Source organism: Nocardiopsis sp. CNZ308, assembly GCF_004217075.1.
On record NZ_SHKJ01000001.1, the window covers coordinates 4,309,489 to 4,326,690 of the forward strand.

16 protein-coding genes and 1 riboswitch are annotated in these 17,202 nt (G+C 74.6%); of the genes, 11 read left to right on the forward strand and 5 right to left on the reverse strand.

Annotation, left to right across the window (positions count from 1 at the left end):
- The first annotated feature begins 43 nt into the window (after window positions 1–43).
- The 7 genes from EV372_RS18590 (at window position 44) to EV372_RS18620 (ending at window position 6,830) form a co-directional block, all read left to right on the forward strand.
- On the forward strand, window positions 44–1,066 hold the full coding sequence (locus EV372_RS18590; protein ID WP_197044280.1) for a phosphatase PAP2 family protein: 1,023 nt from the start codon (window positions 44–46) through the stop codon (window positions 1,064–1,066).
- Between the two features lie 153 nt (window positions 1,067–1,219).
- A riboswitch (FMN riboswitch) is annotated at window positions 1,220–1,350 on the forward strand.
- 119 nt (window positions 1,351–1,469) lie between these two features.
- Window positions 1,470–2,102 carry a riboflavin synthase gene (locus tag EV372_RS18595; protein ID WP_130397010.1) on the forward strand — a complete coding sequence of 211 codons (633 nt, stop codon included), beginning with the start codon at window positions 1,470–1,472 and terminating at the stop codon, window positions 2,100–2,102.
- 92 nt (window positions 2,103–2,194) lie between these two features.
- Window positions 2,195–3,484, forward strand: a complete 1,290-nt coding sequence (locus EV372_RS18600; RefSeq protein ID WP_130397011.1) for a bifunctional 3,4-dihydroxy-2-butanone-4-phosphate synthase/GTP cyclohydrolase II — start codon at window positions 2,195–2,197, stop codon at window positions 3,482–3,484.
- 123 nt (window positions 3,485–3,607) lie between these two features.
- Entirely contained in the window at window positions 3,608–4,081 is a 474-nt protein-coding gene (ribH, locus tag EV372_RS18605; RefSeq protein WP_130397012.1) for a 6,7-dimethyl-8-ribityllumazine synthase, read from the forward strand.
- Between the two features lie 248 nt (window positions 4,082–4,329).
- Complete coding sequence (locus EV372_RS18610; RefSeq protein WP_130398990.1) at window positions 4,330–4,794, forward strand: PH domain-containing protein; 465 nt, start codon at window positions 4,330–4,332, stop codon at window positions 4,792–4,794.
- 111 nt (window positions 4,795–4,905) lie between these two features.
- Window positions 4,906–6,066, forward strand: coding sequence for an XdhC family protein (locus tag EV372_RS18615; protein ID WP_130397013.1), 1,161 nt, complete (start codon window positions 4,906–4,908; stop codon window positions 6,064–6,066).
- A gap of 176 nt (window positions 6,067–6,242) precedes the next feature.
- Complete coding sequence (locus EV372_RS18620) at window positions 6,243–6,830, forward strand: nucleotidyltransferase family protein (protein WP_094801532.1); 588 nt, start codon at window positions 6,243–6,245, stop codon at window positions 6,828–6,830.
- A gap of 229 nt (window positions 6,831–7,059) precedes the next feature.
- On the opposite strand, the gene EV372_RS18625 is transcribed toward EV372_RS18620, so the two are convergent.
- Window positions 7,060–7,980, reverse strand: a complete 921-nt coding sequence (locus EV372_RS18625; RefSeq protein ID WP_130397014.1) for an aldose 1-epimerase family protein — start codon at window positions 7,978–7,980, stop codon at window positions 7,060–7,062.
- Between the two features lie 116 nt (window positions 7,981–8,096).
- On the reverse strand, window positions 8,097–8,774 hold the full coding sequence (locus tag EV372_RS18630; protein ID WP_130397015.1) for a DUF998 domain-containing protein: 678 nt from the start codon (window positions 8,772–8,774) through the stop codon (window positions 8,097–8,099).
- Window positions 8,775–8,913: 139 nt separating this feature from the next.
- Between EV372_RS18630 and EV372_RS18635 the strand changes: the two genes are divergently transcribed.
- Together EV372_RS18635 and EV372_RS18640 are read left to right on the forward strand one after the other, a co-directional pair.
- On the forward strand, window positions 8,914–9,240 hold the full coding sequence (locus EV372_RS18635) for a YciI family protein (protein ID WP_130397016.1): 327 nt from the start codon (window positions 8,914–8,916) through the stop codon (window positions 9,238–9,240).
- A gap of 57 nt (window positions 9,241–9,297) precedes the next feature.
- Entirely contained in the window at window positions 9,298–11,253 is a 1,956-nt protein-coding gene (locus EV372_RS18640; RefSeq protein WP_130397017.1) for a sigma-70 family RNA polymerase sigma factor, read from the forward strand.
- Window positions 11,254–11,477: 224 nt separating this feature from the next.
- On the opposite strand, the gene EV372_RS18645 is transcribed toward EV372_RS18640, so the two are convergent.
- The 3 genes from EV372_RS18645 to EV372_RS18655 form a co-directional block, all read right to left on the reverse strand.
- Window positions 11,478–14,189 carry a serine/threonine-protein kinase gene (locus tag EV372_RS18645; RefSeq protein WP_130398991.1) on the reverse strand — a complete coding sequence of 904 codons (2,712 nt, stop codon included), beginning with the start codon at window positions 14,187–14,189 and terminating at the stop codon, window positions 11,478–11,480.
- Window positions 14,190–14,548: 359 nt separating this feature from the next.
- Window positions 14,549–14,860 (reverse strand): DUF2470 domain-containing protein, encoded by a 312-nt coding sequence (locus EV372_RS18650; RefSeq protein ID WP_130397018.1) that lies wholly within the window; start codon window positions 14,858–14,860, stop codon window positions 14,549–14,551.
- A 197-nt stretch (window positions 14,861–15,057) separates the two neighbouring features.
- The gene (locus tag EV372_RS18655) at window positions 15,058–15,600 is read right to left on the reverse strand and encodes a YceI family protein (RefSeq protein ID WP_013151923.1); all 543 of its coding nucleotides are present in this window, start codon (window positions 15,598–15,600) and stop codon (window positions 15,058–15,060) included.
- Between the two features lie 193 nt (window positions 15,601–15,793).
- Here EV372_RS18655 and EV372_RS18660 point away from each other — a divergent pair, with 193 nt between their 5' ends.
- Together EV372_RS18660 and EV372_RS18665 are read left to right on the forward strand one after the other, a co-directional pair.
- Window positions 15,794–16,267 carry a MarR family winged helix-turn-helix transcriptional regulator gene (locus EV372_RS18660; RefSeq protein ID WP_372497295.1) on the forward strand — a complete coding sequence of 158 codons (474 nt, stop codon included), beginning with the start codon at window positions 15,794–15,796 and terminating at the stop codon, window positions 16,265–16,267.
- 148 nt (window positions 16,268–16,415) lie between these two features.
- A complete protein-coding gene (locus tag EV372_RS18665; protein WP_130397020.1) occupies window positions 16,416–17,156 on the forward strand; it encodes an SseB family protein in 741 nt (246 codons plus the stop codon).
- The last annotated feature ends 46 nt before the right edge of the window (window positions 17,157–17,202 follow it).

Here is a 17,202-nt window from a genome sequence, read left to right on the forward strand (position 1 = left end):
CGGCGTGAGCGCGTTGCCAGGCGCGGACCCCCGGGAGTACGCGTTGAACGCTTGGACCGCCGAGCACCTGGCCATGGACGCGCTGTGGGAGGCGGAGACCGTCCCCATCCTCTGGCTCCAGGACCTGGGGGACTGGCTCGTCCACCCGCTGGGCCTGGTCACCCACCTGGGCTCCCACACGCTCGTCATCCTCGCCCTCACCCTGGTCTTCTGGTGCGTCAACCCCGGCCTGGGGGCGCGCCTGTTCGTCGTGGTGGCCTGCTCCGGCGTGGTCAACCAGCTGTTCAAGTCCCTGCTCTACGGGGCCCGGCCGCCCTGGTTCGACGCCCGCGTCACGGCCCACACGAGTTCGGACAGCTTCGGGATCCCCTCCGGGCACACCCAGGGCGCCACCGTCACCTGGGGCTACCTCGGCATCAGGTCCGGCCGCCGCGCCGTGCTGTGGGCGGCGGTCGCGGTGATCGCGCTCGTCTCGCTCTCGCGGGTCTACCTGGGCGCCCACTTCATCAGCGACGTCGTGGCCGGACTGGTGCTGGGCGCCGCCCTGCTGTGGGCGGTCCTGCGCTGGGAGGAGCGCGTCATCGCCTGGTGGCTGGGGCTGGACACCGCCCGCTGGGCGGGTTACGCCCTGGCCGCCGCCCTGCTGCCCTGCCTGGCGGCCACCCTGTGGCAGCTGCTGGCGCGCGGTGACTGGACGGTCCCCCAGGAGTGGATCGGCGCCGTCCCCGCCGACCCGGCCGCCGAAACCCTCACCGGCCTGTACACCGTGGCCGGAACCCTGCTGGGCGGGCTGGTGGGTTTCACCCTGCTCGCCCGGCGCGGATGGTACAGCGCCGCGGGCGCCCTGGCCTCCCGGGCCGCCCGCTTCGTCCTGGGCGTCTCGGTGATCGTGCTGGTGCAGGTGTTCGTGAGCGTGCTCTTCGGCCACCTGGGCGGGCTCGCCGACGCCGCCGTGTCCTTCGTCGCCTACGGCGCGATCACCTTCTGGGCCTCCTTCCTGGCCCCGGAGGCCTTCGTCCGCAGCGGCCTGGCCACCCGGCCCGGGGCCGCGGCCGAGACCTCCTAGCGGGCGGGACGCGCGGTCGCGGCGACACGCCCGCCGGGGCCGCCGGGCCGGGCGCGCGCCGTCCGCGCCGCCGCCGGTGGGGCCCGATGATTCGCGTCACACCGGCTAGGCGCTCCTGTTGACGAGGGGTTAGGATCCCTACCAGCAAGTTCAACACGTGCTCCGGGGTCGGTGTAATTCCGAACCGGCGGTGACAGTCCGCGACCCGGCCGAGTCCATCGGCCGGTTGAACCGGTGGAATTCCGGTACCGACGGTGAAAGTCCGGATGGGAGGCAGTACGTGTCGGGACGGTCCCTCGCCGCCCGCGTCCGCTGACGCGCGGCCCCGGTGCCGTCCTGTTCGTGGACCCTTCTCCACGCGTCCCCTCACCCCGGAGCCACCAGGCGAAGGGAAGGCAAGGGCGTGTTCACCGGAATCGTCGAGGAACTCGGCGAGGTCGTCTCCATCCAGGCCGCGGGAACCACGGGTGAGGCCGTAATCCTCACCGTCCGGGGCCCCCTGGTCAGCTCGGACGCCGCACACGGCGACTCCATCGCGGTCAACGGCGTGTGCCTGACCGTCGTCGACCGGGGCGAGGGCACCTTCGCCGCCGACGTCATGAAGGAGTCGCTGGACCGCTCCAGCCTCGGCGGCCTGGTCCCGGGCTCCCCCGTCAACCTCGAACGCGCCGCCCGCGCCGACGGCCGCCTGGGCGGCCACATCGTCCAGGGCCACGTCGACGGCACCGCCGCCCTGGTCTCCCGGAATCCCGGCGACAACTGGGACGTTCTGCGTTTCGGGCTGCCCGCCCACCTGTCGCCGTACGTGGTCGAGAAGGGCTCGATCGCCGTCGACGGCACCAGCCTCACCGTCTCCGCGGTCAGCGAGCCCGGGGCCGAGGATGAGTTCTTCGAGGTCAGCCTCATCCCCGAGACCCTGCGGGCGACCACTCTGGGCGGCCTGGCCACCGGTGCCACCGTGAACATCGAGGTGGACGTCATCGCCAAGTACGTCGAACGCATCACCGCTGTGGCGGCGGTCCGCCCGCGGGCGTGAGCGCCCGAGCACGGCACGAGGGGGCGGGCCCGCGCGGGCGGGCCGCCGCCCGCCCCAGCACCCACATCCACGACCCATCCCAGGGAGCGGCCATGACCGTCACCGAACCCACCCCGGCCACGACACCGATCGACCAGGCCGTCGTCCTCGACCCGATCGAGGAGGCCGTCGCCGAGTTCGCCGCGGGGCGGGCCATCGTGGTGGTGGACGACGAGGACCGCGAGAACGAGGGCGACATCATCTTCGCCGCCGAGCTCGCCACGCCCGAACTCCTGGCGTTCATGATCCGCTACACCTCCGGCGTGGTGTGCGTCCCCCTGGAGGGGGAGGACCTGGACCGCCTCGACCTGCCGCTGATGACCGCGCGCAACGAGGAGAGCCTGCGCACCGCCTACACGGTCACCGTGGACGCCCGCGAGGGCGTCACCACGGGGATCTCCGCCGCCGACCGGGCCCGCACCATCCGCCTGCTGGCCGCGGAGGGGAGCCGCCCCGCCGACTTCGTGCGCCCCGGCCACGTCCTGCCGCTGCGCGCCCGCCCGGGCGGCGTGCTGGCCCGGCGCGGCCACACCGAGGCCTCCGTCGACTTCGCCCGCCTGGCCGGTCTGCGTCCCGCGGGCGTGCTCGCCGAGGTCGTCAACGACGACGGCACCATGGCCCGTCTGCCCCAGCTGCGCGCGTTCGCCGACGAGCACGGCCTCAAGCTGGTCTCGGTCGAGCAGCTCGCCGCCTACCGCGAGGCGCTGGGGGAGGCGCTCACCGAGGCCGAGGCCCACCCGCCGCTGGTCTCCCGCGCGGTCCAGACGCGCCTGCCCAACAGGTACGGCCAGTGGCGCGCGATCGGGTACCGGGGCACCGCCGACGGCGCCGAACACGTCGCGCTGGTGTACGGGGACCTGACCGACGGCACCGACGTCCTGGCGCGCCTGCACTCGGAGTGCCTCACCGGCGACGCGTTCGGCTCCCACCGCTGCGACTGCGGCGCCCAGCTGGACGCCGCCATGGCCGGCATCGCCGAGGAGGGGCGCGGGGTGCTCGTCTACCTGGGCGGCCACGAGGGCCGGGGGATCGGTCTGCTGCACAAGCTGAGCGCCTACAGCCTCCAGGACCAGGGGGCGGACACCGTGGACGCCAACCTGCGCCTGGGCCTGCCCGCCGACGCGCGCGAGTTCGGCGCCGGGGCGCAGATCCTGGCCGACCTGGGGGTGTCGTCCGTGCGGTTGCTGACCAACAACCCGGCCAAGGCCGAGGGGCTGGAGCAGCACGGGGTGCGGGTCAAGGAGCGGGTGGCGATGCCCTCCTTCGTCACCGAGGACAACATCGACTACCTGCGCACCAAGCGCGACCGCATGGGCCACGACCTGACCGGCGTCGTCCGCTGACCCCGGTCCCGCGGCGCGGCCGACCGGCCGCCCCGCGCGCGGCGCCCCCGGAAGGCCGGGGCGGCGCCCGCCCCGGTGGTGGTCCGGGGCCGCACACTTCGTTCGGAGAGGAAGCAGGAGCCCATGAGTGGTGAAGGACGCCCCGACAGCAGTGGTGTCGACGCCTCGGGGATGTCGGTGGGCATCGTCGTGACCCGTTGGAACGCGGGTGTGGTCCAGCCGATGCTCACCAGGGCGCTGGAGGTGGTGGCGTCCTCGGGCGCGGCCGAGCCCGTCGTGGTGGAGGTGGCCGGGGCGGTCGAGATCCCGGTGGTCGCCCAGGAGCTGGCCCGCAAGCACGATGCCGTGATCGCCCTGGGCGCGGTCATCCGCGGGGGCACCCCGCACTTCGACTACGTGTGCCAGTCGGTCACCCACGGCCTGACCGAGGTGGCGCTGCGCCATTCCACCCCCGTGGGCAACGGCGTGCTCACCTGTGACACCCTGGAACAGGCGCTCGACCGCGCCGGTCTGCCGGGGAGCGCCGAGGACAAGGGCGCCGAGGCCGCGCTGGCCGCCCTGGACACGGCGGCGGCCCTGCGCGGGCTGCGCCGCTGATCCGGTCCGGTGGCGCCCGGTGACGGTGGTGGGCCGTCCGCGCACGCGGGCGGCCGAAGGGGTGTCGCGCGCGGGTCCCGACCCGGCGGGCGGCCGCTGGCGGTCCTCGGTGGGCGGTGCGCGCCGGAGGGCCCGAGGGGTCCGTCCGGCGGGGTACGGCGTCGCGGGACGCGGCCTGGCGGCGTGCCGGGGGCCGCGGCGGACACGGTCCAGAAGTGGAGCAGTTGGTGCGGACGAGGGAACAGCCCGTGGACGGCGAGGAATCGGGGCAGGCGGTGCTGCCCAGGACGTGGCGGCCCCGGTCGGTGCGGTGGGTCGCCTACGGCCTGGCGCTGCTGATCGTGGCGACCCTGGCGGTCCTGGCCGCGATCCTGCCGGGCGGCTGGGGGGTCATGGACCGGGTCCTGATGGTGGGCCTGGGCCTGGCCATCGCGGCCGCCCTGCATCTGCTGGCCCGGCCGCGGCTGGTGGCCGGTGAGGAGGGTGTGACGGTGGTCAACAGCATCCGCACCCACGTGCTGTCCTGGGCGGAGGTCGTGGACGTGCGGATGCCCGAGGGCGAGCCCTGGCCCTCGGCGGACCTGTCCGACGGCACGACCCTGGCGGTGATGGCCATCCAGAGCGCCGACGGCGAGTCCGCCCGGCGCGCTCTGGAGGAGTTCCGCGCGCTGCTGCACGAGCGCGGCGAGGGCCGCGAGCCCGACCGCTCGTAGGAACCTCCGGGGGGAGCCGCCGAATTCCTGAGGATCGGTGGCTCCCGAGTGTTGTGCGGGGCACATAGTTTGGTACCGAGAGCCACCGACGGAACGTGGAAGAGGTACCGCGTGCGCGACATCCGAGCGGCCGTGTCCGGCCTGTACGCGTCGGGCGAGACGTTCGCGCTGGCCACCGTGATCGACACCTACAAGAGCGCTCCCCGCGACGCCGGGGCGGCGATGCTGGTCAGCGCCTCGGGGGAGGCGGTCGGCAGCGTGTCCGGCGGCTGCGTGGAGGGTGCTGTCTACGAGGAGGCCCTGGAGGTCATCCGCACGGGGGTCCCCGTGCGCCGCACCTACGGGGTCAGTGACGACGACGCCTTCAGCGTCGGCCTGACCTGCGGCGGAACACTGCACATGTTCATCGAGCCGATCAACCGGTCCGTCTACCCCCAGCTGGGCTCGGTGATCGGCGCGGTCGACGAGCACCAGCCGGTCGCCGTGGCCACCATCGTCTCCGACCCCTCCGACCAGGGCCGGGTGGGGCGGCGCCGGGTGGTCTGGCCCGGCCACGCCGAGGGCGGCCTGGGCAGCGACAGGCTGGCCGACGCCCTGGACGACGACGTGCGCGGCATGCTGGCCCAGGGCAGCACGGGTCTGCTGCGCTACGGCACCGACGGGCAGCGGCGCGGGGACGAGCTGGAGGTGTTCGTGCAGTCCTTCGCGCCCGCCCCTCGCATGCTGGTCTTCGGCGCGATCGACTTCGCGGCGGCCGTCGCCGACCTGGGCACCTACCTGGGTTACCGGGTGACGGTGTGCGACGCCCGGCCGGTGTTCGCGACCGCCAAGCGCTTCCCGACCGCCGAGGAGGTGGTGGTCAAGTGGCCGCACGTGTTCCTGGACGAGATCGCCGACCAGATCGACGAGCGCACGGCCATCTGCGTGCTCACCCACGACCCCAAGTTCGACGTGCCGGTGCTCAGCGCGGCCCTGCGCACCCGTGCCGGGTACATCGGGGCGATGGGGTCCCGGCGCACGCACGAGGACCGGTTGGAGCGGCTGCGCGAGGCCGGGGTGGGTGAGGCGGAGTTGGCGCGTCTGCACTCGCCGATCGGTCTGGACCTGGGAGCGCGCACCCCTGAGGAGACGGCGGTGTCGATCGCCGCGGAGCTGGTGCAGGTGCGGTGGGGCGGCAGCGGGCGGGCCCTGCGTGAGACCAGCGGCCGGATCCACCACGACACGTCGGGTAAACCCCTGGTTCCGGCCGGTTTCGGCCACCGTGTGAAGTGAACCGAAACCCGCTGGTCCGTGGAGTGCCTGGTCACGGCGGGTTCGTGGGGGCGGTCGCGGAACAGGGCCGGACGTGCTGTGCCAGGTCGCCCATCCCGCGCGCCCGTGCGTGGCATCATCACGTCATGGGTACTGGGGGGCAGGAGCAGGGCGGGGAGCGCACGCGTACGGGTCCGGTGGCGGGCCTGCTGTTGGCCGCGGGTTCGGGGAGCAGACTCGGGCGGCCCAAGGCGCTGGTCGAGGTGGGCGGAGAACGCCTGGTGGACCGCGGCGTGCGCACGCTGACCGCGGGCGGCTGCGCCCCCGTCATGGTGGTGCTGGGCGCCGCCGACACCCCGGTGCGCGGCGCCCACACGGTGCACAACCCCGACTGGCGGACGGGCATGGGGTCCTCGGTGCGCGCCGGGATCGACGCCCTGCCCGACACGGTCGACGCGGTGCTGATCGCGCTGGCGGACCAGCCCCTGGTCACCCCCGAGGCGGTGCGCCGCCTGGTGGAGGCGCACGAGCAGGGCGCCCGCGCCGCGGTGGCCACCTACCGCGGCAACCAGCGCAACCCCGTGCTGCTGGGCCGCGAGCACTGGTCCACGGCCTACGCCATGGCCGTGCACGACGTGGGGGCGCGCCCGTTCCTGCGCGCGTACTCCCATCTGGTCACCGCCGTGGCCTGCGACGACATCGCCAGCCCGGAGGACATCGACACGGTGGAGGACCTGGAGCGGCTCAGCGGCGTGCTGGGCGGGGAGCCCTCCGGTTCCGGCTGAGCCCCTTGTCCGGGGCCGTGTCCGCTTCGGACCGGGCCCCTCGCTCCCGGCCGTGTCCGCTTCGGGCTGAACCCCCTGCCCGGAACCGTGTCCGGATCCCGGCGCGCGTGCGCCCCCGAACGGCTGGCCTCGCATGGCCACCGTCGTCGGTTCGGCGGCCGCGGGCCCCTTCCGGCGGGGCCGGACCCGCCGCCCGCGTCACGGCGCCGCGCGCCTTGGCGAGCCGGGCTCAGACCAGGGACTCGGCGAGGATGCCGAACACGTGCGCGGTCGACTCCCCGGGGGCCAGCACGATCAGGTCGGTGCCGGTGGCCAGGGCGTTGGCCGGGCAGGTCATGGGCTCGGCGGCCAGGTGGGCCCGGTGGTCGTCCCCGCCGAGGGTGTCGGCGCTGAACAGCTGCAACCAGCCGAAGCCGCGGTCGCACCACAGCGACACCCGGTGCTCGGGGCCGCTCGCCCGCACCCACGCGCGCCCGTCGGCGTCCCTCTCCAGTTCGGTGAAGGCGGTGTCCAGGACGGTGTCGCCCAGCTGGCGGCCCGGCGGGCGGAAGTCGAAGTCGCCGCCGTCCACGGGGACGGGGTCGCCCACGGGCAGCATCTGACCGTCCACCGGTTGGCGGGTGCCGGCGGTGACCTCCAGCGCGAACTCCCCGCGCGCGGCCAGGGCCGACAGCGGCTCGCCCAGGGTCAGGTAGGGGTGGAAGCCCAGCCCGAACGGCACGGGGGAGCCGCCCGGGTTGCGGGCGGTGGTGGCGACGGTCAGCCCGTCGGCCGAGAGCCGGTAGGCGACGGTCATCTCCAGGGGGAAGGGGTAGCCGGGCCCGCCCCCGAAGTCCAGCCGCAGTCCGACCGCGTCCTCGGAGACCGTCTCCGGCGTCCACGCCCGGTCGTGGACCAGGCCGTGGATGGCGGTGCCCGTGGCGGGGTCGTTGGGTTCGGGGCGGTGCTCGACCCCGTCGAAGCGGTAGCCGTGCTCGGTCACGCGGTTGGGCCAGGGCGCGAGCACCTGGCCCTGGAAGGCCTTGGGGCCGTCCCCGTCGTAGGGCCAGACCACGTCGCGGCCGCGCCAGGTGAGTGCCCGCAGTCCCGCTCCCGTGCGGTCGACGCGCGCTCGGTACTCTCCCGAGCGCAGCTCGATCACCTCACCCACCTGACACCTGCTTCCCCGTCGTGGCCATGCGTCCGTGTGCCGAACCGGGCGATCATAGCCCACGGGCCCGGCGGGGGAGACACGGCGGGACCCGTGACACGTGTGACGTGAGTTGTTCAGGAGGTTCGGAGGCGGAGCGCGGCGACCGCCGACACCCACAGCATGGCGGTGACGGCTCCGACGGCCAGGGTCAGCGAGCCGTACTGGCCGCCGGTCATCGCCCAGCCGTTGCCGACCAGCAGGGCGGTGCCCGCGACACGCGAGGCGGCGGCCGCGCGCCGGTGGCCGGTCCGGCCGTAGTGGTGTCCCAGGACGTAGCAGGCGGCGATCAGAGCGGCGAAGGAGACCGATCCGGCGGCCATGTGGCCGTAGCCGTGCCAGGTGAGCTGCTCGGGCATCCCCGCGGGGGTGCCGGCGGGGAAGCCGTCGGCCGGGTCCATGACGAGGAGCCCCGCCGCGATCATGCCGAGGCCGTTGACCAGGATCAACCGCGGCGCCCACGTGCCGCCGGGCGCACCGCGCAGGGACCGGCGCAGCCCGACGGCCCCGGCGGCGGTCAGGGCGCCAGCGACCACGAAGTTCGTGATCTGGAGCCAGCCGAGGTCGCCGGTGCTGAGCGCGCTCAGCGGGTGCCGGGTCAGGTCGAACCCCTCCCGGGCGGCGGCCTGCGCGAGGGAGACGGCGGCCCACAGGGGCGCCGCGAGGGCCGCGCCGGCGAGCAGCGCGCGGGTGGTGTCCGCGGTGGCGCGGCGGACACGGGGCGCGGTGGCGGTGGGGACGGGGGTGGCGGTCATGGCCGGGTCCTCTCTCGTGTTCTGTGCTTCTCCTTCTCACGTCGCTACGGCGATGTGACAGGGAACGATCGCGTTCCCTGTCACATCACCCCGTTCGACGTATGTCCGAAGGCAACGAAACGAGACGAAGGAGCACGCCGTGCGCTTCCTGATGACCACCCGCCCCGCCGAGAACGCCCGCGACGACGAGGGCCTGTACGCCGAGATGGCCGCGTTCGTGGAGGAACTCACCGCCTCCGGAGTCCTTCTGGCCACCGGGGGACTGGAGCCCGGCGGTACCCAGGTGGTCTCCGCCGGTGACGAGATCACCGTGACCGACGGCCCGTTCACCGAGGCCAGGGAGGCCGTGGCCGGGTTCGCCCTGGTCGAGGTCCGCTCCCGCGAGGAGGCCCTCGAAGTCGCCCGCCGCTTCCGCCGCATCGTCGGCGACGGTGAGAGCGTCGTCCAGCAGGTCTTCGGTCCCTGACCGGCCGCGGCGCCGGCCGGGTTGCGCACGCGCCCGGCCGGTGCTGTCATCGTCGGTGTGACCGATGTCCACCACACCGTCGACGCGGTCTGGAAGATGGAGTCGGCGCGGATCGTCGCCTCGCTCACCCGGATCGCGCACGACGTCGGCGCCGCCGAGGAGTGCGCCCAGGACGCCCTCGTCGCCGCCCTGGAGCAGTGGCCCCGCGAGGGGATCCCCGACAACCCCGGCGCCTGGCTCATGACCGCCGCCAAGCGCCGCGTCCTGGACCGCCTGCGCCGGGAGCAGCGCCTGGAGCGCAAGCACGAGGAGATCGCCCACGAGCTGGAGCGCGGTCCCGAGGGCTCGCCCGCCCCGGACGACGGCGTCCTGCGCCTGCTGTTCGTCACCTGTCACCCGGTGCTGTCCGCTCCGGAGCGGGTCGCGCTGACCCTGCGCCTGGTGGCCGGGCTGACCAACGGGGAGATCGCCCGCGCCTTCCTCACCGGGGAGGGGCGCATCGCCCAGCGCGTCGCCCGGGCCAAACGGCTGCTCGCCGAGGAGGGGGTGGCCTTCGGTCTGCCCGACGGCCGGGAGCTGGCCGAGCGCCTCTCCTCCGTCCTCGGCGTCGTCTACCTGGTCTTCAACGAGGGCTACGCGGCGACCTCGGGAGAGGACCTGATGCGCCCCGGCCTGTGCCTGGAGGCGCTGCGGCTGGGCCGCACCCTGGCCGAACTGGTGCCGCACGAGGCCGAGGTGCACGGCCTGGTGGCGCTGATGGAGCTCCAGCAGTCCCGGGCCGGGGCCCGGACCGGCCCCTCCGGCGAGATCGTCCGACTGCACGAGCAGAACCGGGGCCGGTGGGACCCCCTGCTGGTGCGCCGGGGCTTCGCCGCCATGCTGCGCGCCCGTGACGCGGGCGGCCCGCCCGGCCCCTACGTGCTCCAGGCGGCCATCGCCGTGTGCCATGCCCGGGCCACCGCCGAGCAGGACACCGACTGGGCCCGTATCGCCTCCCTCTACGACCAGCTGGTCGTGCGACTGCCCACCCCGGTCGTGCGCCTGAACCGGGCCGTGGCGGTCGGCATGGCGCTCGGGCCGGAGGAGGGGCTGGCACTGGTGGACGGGTTGGCGGGGGACCCGGCCCTGCGCGACTACCACCTGTTGCCCGGCGTGCGCGCGGACCTGCTCCTGCGGCTGGGCCGGGCCGCCGAGGCGCGGCGGGAGTTCGAGCGCGCCGCCGCGCTGGCCGAGAACGCCGCCGAACGCGCCTTCCTGCTGCGCCGGGCCGAGGAGACCGCGGTACCCGAGCCGACCGGACCCGGCCTGGGCGCGACGGCCCGGGAGTTCCTGGGCCGCGACGACCTGGACCCCGAGACGCTGCGCTCCTACGGCCAGACCCTGGACCGGCTGTGCCGCTCGCTGGGGGAGGGGCTGCCCCTGGCCGACCTGACCCCCGAACGGGTGGCGGGCGTGTTCGCCACCGCCTGGGGCGGTGCGGCCCCGCGCACGTGGAACCGGCACCGGTCGACGGTGCGCTCCTTCTGCGCCTGGGCGGGGCTGGAGGACCTCGCGGCGGACCTGGAACGGCGCGGCGAGAACCGCTCCACGCACGTGCCGCTCGGCCCCGAGACCGTGGCGCGCCTGTGCGACGGGGAGGGTTTCGCGCTGCGCGAGCGCGTGCTGTGGCGGCTGCTGTACGAGTCCGGTGCCCGGGTGAAGCCCGTGCTGGCGCTCGATGTGGAGGACCTGGACCTGGAGGAGCGCCGCGCGCGGACGGAGGGCGGCTGGGTGGGCTGGCGGTCGGGGACCGCCCGGCTGCTGCCCCAGCTCGTGGCGGGGCGCGACCGGGGGCCGCTCTTCCTGGCCGACCGGCGTCCGGGGCCGGCGCGCCGTCCCGCCGCGGCCGACCTGTGCCCGCTGACGGGGCGCGGGCGCCTGTCCTACCCGCGCGCGGAGTACCTGTTCAAGCGGGCCACGCGCTCCCTGGACCCGGCCGGGCGGGGCTACACCCTGAGCCGGCTCCGGCCCTGAGCGCACCCGGGCGGGCGCGGCCGGGCGGAGGGGTCCGCCCCCAACGGCCCCGGCCGACCCGCCGGGGAGTGTTCCGCGCGGGCCTTCGGACCGGGGAGCGGCCGCTCGGGCCGTCCACCGCACCACGGTTCGCGCGGGCGCGGCCCGGTGTTGTCCAGCGGAGCCGGTGCGGCGGGAGGCGGCCCGGCGGGGCCGCGGGTCCCGCACGGTCCACGGGACACGACCTAAGCGAGCAGGCCGTCCAGGGGGATCAGCACGCCCGAGCCCAGCGCCAGCAGGCCCGTGGACAACAGCACCACCACCATGAACAGCGTTCCCACCACGGCCAGGCGGAAGGCCCCCAGGCGCCGACGGGCCCGCGAGGTGGGCTTCCTGCTGGCCGCCGAGCGGCCCAGCGCCACCAGCAGCACCGACAGCAGCACCGGCAGCCACCACGCCGCACCGGTGTCGCCGGGCAGCAGACCGGTGACGGCCCCGGTGACCTCCGACAGCCAGCCCAGGACGACGCCGTTGCTGGCGTCCAGCAGTCCGGTGTAGGCCGAGGTCACGAACTCGCTCTCGGGATAGAAGCCCTCCTGCGGGCGCACCACGCGGCCCAGGCCGTCCAGGAGCCCGAGCAGCGCCGCGGGGTAGGCGAACCGGCGGCACGCGCCCGCCTTCATCGCCCGCTGGATCTGGCCCATGGTCTTGTCGGCCCGGCGCCTGCGGCGTTCCTGCTCGCGGGGGTCGAGCGAGGGGTCCTGCGGTCCCGCGGGGTTGTAGGGGTGCGGGGCGGCCGCGTCCTCCGGGCGGCCGGGCGCGGAGGACCCGGCGGCGCGCCTGCGGACTCCGGCCGCCTTCTCGCGGACCTGCGACCAGCGTTCACCGGCCGAACCGGCCAGCGACGCCCACCGGTCCTGGCGGCGCGCCCTGCCGTCGGCGCGCTCGCGCTCGGCGACCGCGCCGCCGACCCGGGCCGCCTCGGGCAGCAGGAGCACCGCCGTGATCAGGGCGGCCCGGGTGGCCAGGGCGTCGCGGCCGTTGGCGTCGCGCAGGGCCAGGCGCCGCTGCTCCACCCACCACGGGGCGTGCGGGGCGGCGGTGCGCTGGCGCGGGTGCCAGGACTGGCGGCGCAGCAGCGACCGGCTCCGGGAGGCGGTGTCGGGGAGCAGGACCAGTTCGACCGCCCTGGCCCAGGCGGTGTCGGTCTCGTGGGTGTCCGGGCGCCGGGGCGCGTCGGGGCCCGAGCCGACCAGCTGGTCGACGTTCTCGGACACCTTGCGCATGATCAGGGGCACCTCGTGCTGGACGCGCTCCAGCAGGGCGCACCGCCCCGAACCGCCCGAGCGGCAGGCCGGGTGCGGGCACCAGTGCTGGGCGCCCAGCCCGACCGCGCCCGAGGTCACGGCCTCGCGCACCACCGCGTGGCGGCTGGCGTCGCCGGTGGCCAGGTCCAGCAGCCCGTCGGCGCTGATCTCGTGGCCGCGAAAGCGCGGCGGCATCCCGGGCACGTAGCGGGCGGCCAGCGCGCTGATCGCCACGTGCGCCTGTTCGGGGTGGGCGTCCAGGCCGGTCAGGTAGGCGCGGTCGAAGGTGTAGTCGTTGACCTCGCGGTCCAGCCAGCTGCGCAGCTGCGACCAGTGGGTGCGCAGCCACATGGCGCCGGTCTCGGAGCGGTCGAGCAGGTCGAAGGCCAGGCTCGGCGGGTCCTCGTGGCTGGCTCCGGCGAACTCGATGGGGCGCAGGCGCTTGACCGCGCGGATCTGCGGGCGCTCGCCCGCCAGCCACTGCGCGACCTCGTCGTATCCCCAGCGGGCCGAGGGCGCGAGCGTGAGCAGGCCGCGGGCCAGCAGGCGCCAGCGCTCGTCGGTGATGGCGGAGATGTCCACCTCGGTGTTGCGGGCGGTCAGCCAGTTGCCGCCGCGCTCGGGGCGGCGTCCGGCCACCAGTTCGTGCACGATCACGCCCAGGGACCACCAGGCCGCGGGCGCCTCGCGGCGGCCCTCGACGACCTCCGGCGCGGCGTAGTCCTCGGTGACCGCCAGTCCGCCGTAGACGCGGCTCATGGTGGCGCGCACGGCGCCGCCGAAGTCGGTGAGCGCCACGACCGGCGGGTCCAGGGACCGCACGAGCAGGTTCTCGGGCTTGACGTCGGTGTGGTTGTGCTGGAGTTCGTCCTGCCAGTGGTGCAGGCACTCGGCGACGGCGGAGACCACGGCGCGGGCGCGGTCGTCCGGCAGCGGGGCCTGGTCGATGAGCGCGCGCAGCGAGCCGTGGGAGAAGTACTCCTGGGCCTCCCAGGCCAGGTCCTCGCCCCAGGAGCTGGCGGCGGTGCCGTAGCCCTGGATGGCGGGGGTGTGCGGTGAGGCGGTGCCGCGGGCGCGCAGGCGGTCGAGGAGTTCGCGGTTGATGTCGTGTCCGGGCCGGTACACCTTGAGCGCGAGTCGGCGCCCGGGGGAGTCGGTGGGTTCGGCCAGGTAGACGACGGCCTCGCCGCCCGCGCCGATGTGGTCGAGCACGCGGTAGCGGCGGCGCAGTTCGGCGGGGACGGCGTAGTCGAGGTCGCTGGCGGGGCCGACCACCACGCGCGAGACCAGGCGGGCCATCCAGTCCAGGAGCGGGCCGAACAGGGTTCGCCACCAGGGCGCGCGGCCGTCGGTGCGGCCGTCGCCCGGGATGGTGCGGGCGGGGCGCGTGCCCGGGGCCGAGGCGGCCGTGCGGGTGGCGTCCGCCTGACCGGCGCCGGGCAGGACGCTGGTGCGGTCCGCGGCCGGGGCGGAGACACGGGTGGGCTCGGTGTCGTTCCCCGGGGCCGTTCCCGGGCGGAACACACGGGTGGCCCGGTGGGTGCGGGCCGCACGCGTGCGGCCCTCGTCGGGGCCGATGCGTGTGGTGGGCGCGGTGGGTTCGATCCGCTGGGTCGGCGCGTTCTCGTCACCGGGGTCGGGCGTGACCATCGGGGTCGGAGCCATCCTTCGGATAGGCGTTGGTGTCGTGGACCTGCGGGGGAACGAGGGCCCCTCCAGGGTAGGTCCGCGCGGCGCGGTTCGCGCGCCGTTTCGGGCCCCGGTGCGGGTTCCTCGGCGTAGCCCCTCGTCTCCTTTGACTCCCGGTGGGCGCGTGGAGTTCCGCCCGGAACGCGCAGACGGTGCGCTCCGGGGCGGGAAGCCGGTGCCGCGGCCCTGCGCCCGCCCCGGCGCCGTCCGCGCCGACCCCGGCGCACCGGCCCCGCTCCGCCGTGCGGGACCGCCTGTTCGGCCCCGTCCGTGCCGGGGTGCGCCCCTGCGGTACGAGGGTCCGGTGCCGCCCGTGGTGCTCAGTGCCCTCCGCGCGGGGTCACGCCGAGCCTGTCGCAGGCCTCCTGGTACATGCGCACGACCTCGGCGCGGATCTGGGCGCGCTCGGTGAGCGGTCGCGCCCACGGCACGCGCACGGCGTGCTCGGTTCCGTCCACGGTGACCGCGTAGTCGCCGCCGTCGCCGTCCAGGCCCGTCATGCGCGCGGCGGTGGCCTCGGGCCGGCCGCCCAGCGCGCGGCAGATGAGCAGGGTGTCCTCGGGGTGGTCGCCGTTCATGTGTGCGGTGACGGCGGCGACGACCTCGGGGGAGAAGGGGTTGGACGGGGACACGGGACCTCCTGGTCGGCGGGTGGCGTGCACGCGTGACACGAGCGGGGGGAGGGCTGTGCGCCCTCCCCCCGCTGACGATATCCGAGCGGCCCCGAAGGTGATGACGGTGTGTCGTCAAAACTTCCGGGAGGCCGTCCCGTCCCGCGTGTTCCCCTGCTTCGTCCGGCCCGGAGTCCGCCCGGCCGTCACGGACGTGCTCAGGCCTGGCGGGTGAACTCGGCGTCGATGTCGATGGTGATCTTGTCGCCGACGACCACGCCGCCGCCGTCCATCGGCATCTCGATGTCCACGCCGAACTCCTTGCGGCTGATCTGCGTGGAGGCGGTGAAGCCGGCGCGGTTGAGACCGTAGGGGTCGATGGTGGAGCCGTTGAACTCCAGCGCGATTTCGACGGGGCGGGTGTTGCCCTTGATGCTCAGCTCGCCCTGGAGGACGAAGTCCTCGCCCTTGGCGACGGCGCCGGTGGAGCGGAAGGTGAACTCCGGGTGGTTCTCGACGTCGAAGAAGTCGGCGGAGCGGATGTGGTTGTCGCGGTCACCGTTGTCGGTGTTGATCGAGCTGGCGTCGATGGTGGCCTCGACGGACGCCTGGGTGGGGTCCTCGGGCACCGTCAGCGTGGCGTCGAACTTCTCGAACCGCCCGCGGACCTTGCTGACCATCATGTGTCGTACGGAGAAGCCGACGACGCTGTGGGCGGTGTCGATCTTCCAGGTTCCGGCCTGGAGTTCCTGCGCTGCCATGGTGTCTCCCTGTCGGGTCGGCGGACCCGGGGACCGGGCCCATTCGCTGAGGTGTAACAAGACGCCTTAGAAGAATCTTCCTCGGAAGAGGAGTTTAGGCAATGCCGGGCCCTCATGCAAGGCGTTCCTTCGACGCGAGCCGACGCGGGGCCCGACGGTGTGGCGGAGCGGGGGTTTCGGACACGCCGCTACGATGGGCCGCATGAACAACGCCGGGTGGCTTGACGTCAAAGAACAGCACGTCTGGCGTGGTTTCCTCAGGATGAACGCCTGGGTCTACGACGAGCTGGAGAAGGACCTGCGCGCCCGTACCGGCCTCTCCCTCATCGAGTACGGCATCCTCGTGCACCTGTCCGAGGCCGAGGGGCGGCGCATGCGCATGCGGGTGCTCGCCGACAGCGTCATCGTGTCCAAGAGCAGGCTCTCCCACCAGGTCGCACGGCTCGAACGCGGCGGTTACGTGCACCGGGAGCACTGCGACGACGACCGCCGCGGACTGTGGGCCGTGCTCAGCGACAAGGGCTCCCTCCTCCTGAGCCAGGCCGCGCCCGGCCACGCCGCGCGCGTGCGCTCGCTGGTCTTCGACCGCCTCAGCGAGGAGCAGGTCGCCCAGCTCGGCTCGATCATCGGCGCGCTGGAGCAGGGCGAGGCCGCCCGGCGGGGGTGAGGCCCCGCGCCCGCCGTCCCCGCGGGCCCGCCCGTTTCGTGTGCTCGGAAACCCCGAAGTCGGCCGGTGGCCGGGCGCGCCGCCCGGTTCGCGCCGTTTCGGGCGTGCCCGCGACAGGCCCCGCGCCCCACGGGTAGAGTCGGTGCACGTGAGCAGACCATCCATCATCGGCGCCCAGAACTTCCGCGACGACGACGGCAGCGTCGATCCCGGGGTCGAGGCGCGCCTGCGCGAACACGCGACGGGCGCGACGGGCGACCGCCAGGTGCTGGCCGCGCTCAGCGGAACCCGCGTGCTCATCCCCGTGGTCGCCGTGGCCACCGAGACCGAGGAGGGCGTCGGCGGGCTCACCAAGGACAAGAACAGCGAGGTCGCCGTCCCGATCATGACCGGCAGGGACGGGCGGCGCGGCATGCTCGCCTTCACCTCCGTGGACGCGGTCCGCCGCTGGCGCCCGGACGCGCGCCCCGTGCCCTTCACCGTCAGGGACGCCTGCCAGGCGGCCCTGGAGGAGGAGGCGGACGCGCTGGTGCTCGACGTGGCCGGCCCCGTGCCCTACACCGTGCAGGGCCCCTTCCTCGGCATGATCGCCGAGACCGGCGCCGTCCCCGAGCCCAAGGACGACCCGCAGGTCCTCGGACTCATCTACCAGGTCACCAAGGGCGAGTTCGGTATCGAGCGCGTCCGCATCCACCCCTCCGAGCGCGGAGAGATCGGCATCCGCCTCGAACTCGACGAGCGCGACGACGAGGTCCTGCGCCGCGTGGCAGAGCGGCTCACCGCCGAACTGCGGCACGTGCTGCCCGGAGGCATCGAACTGAGCGCCGTCGTGCGCGCCCAGCGCGACGACGCGCCCCCGAGCGGGCCCGGGACCGCCGACCGGGACTGACTCCGTCCCGGGCGCCTCCGGCCGGGCCGAGAGGCCCGCGGTGGCG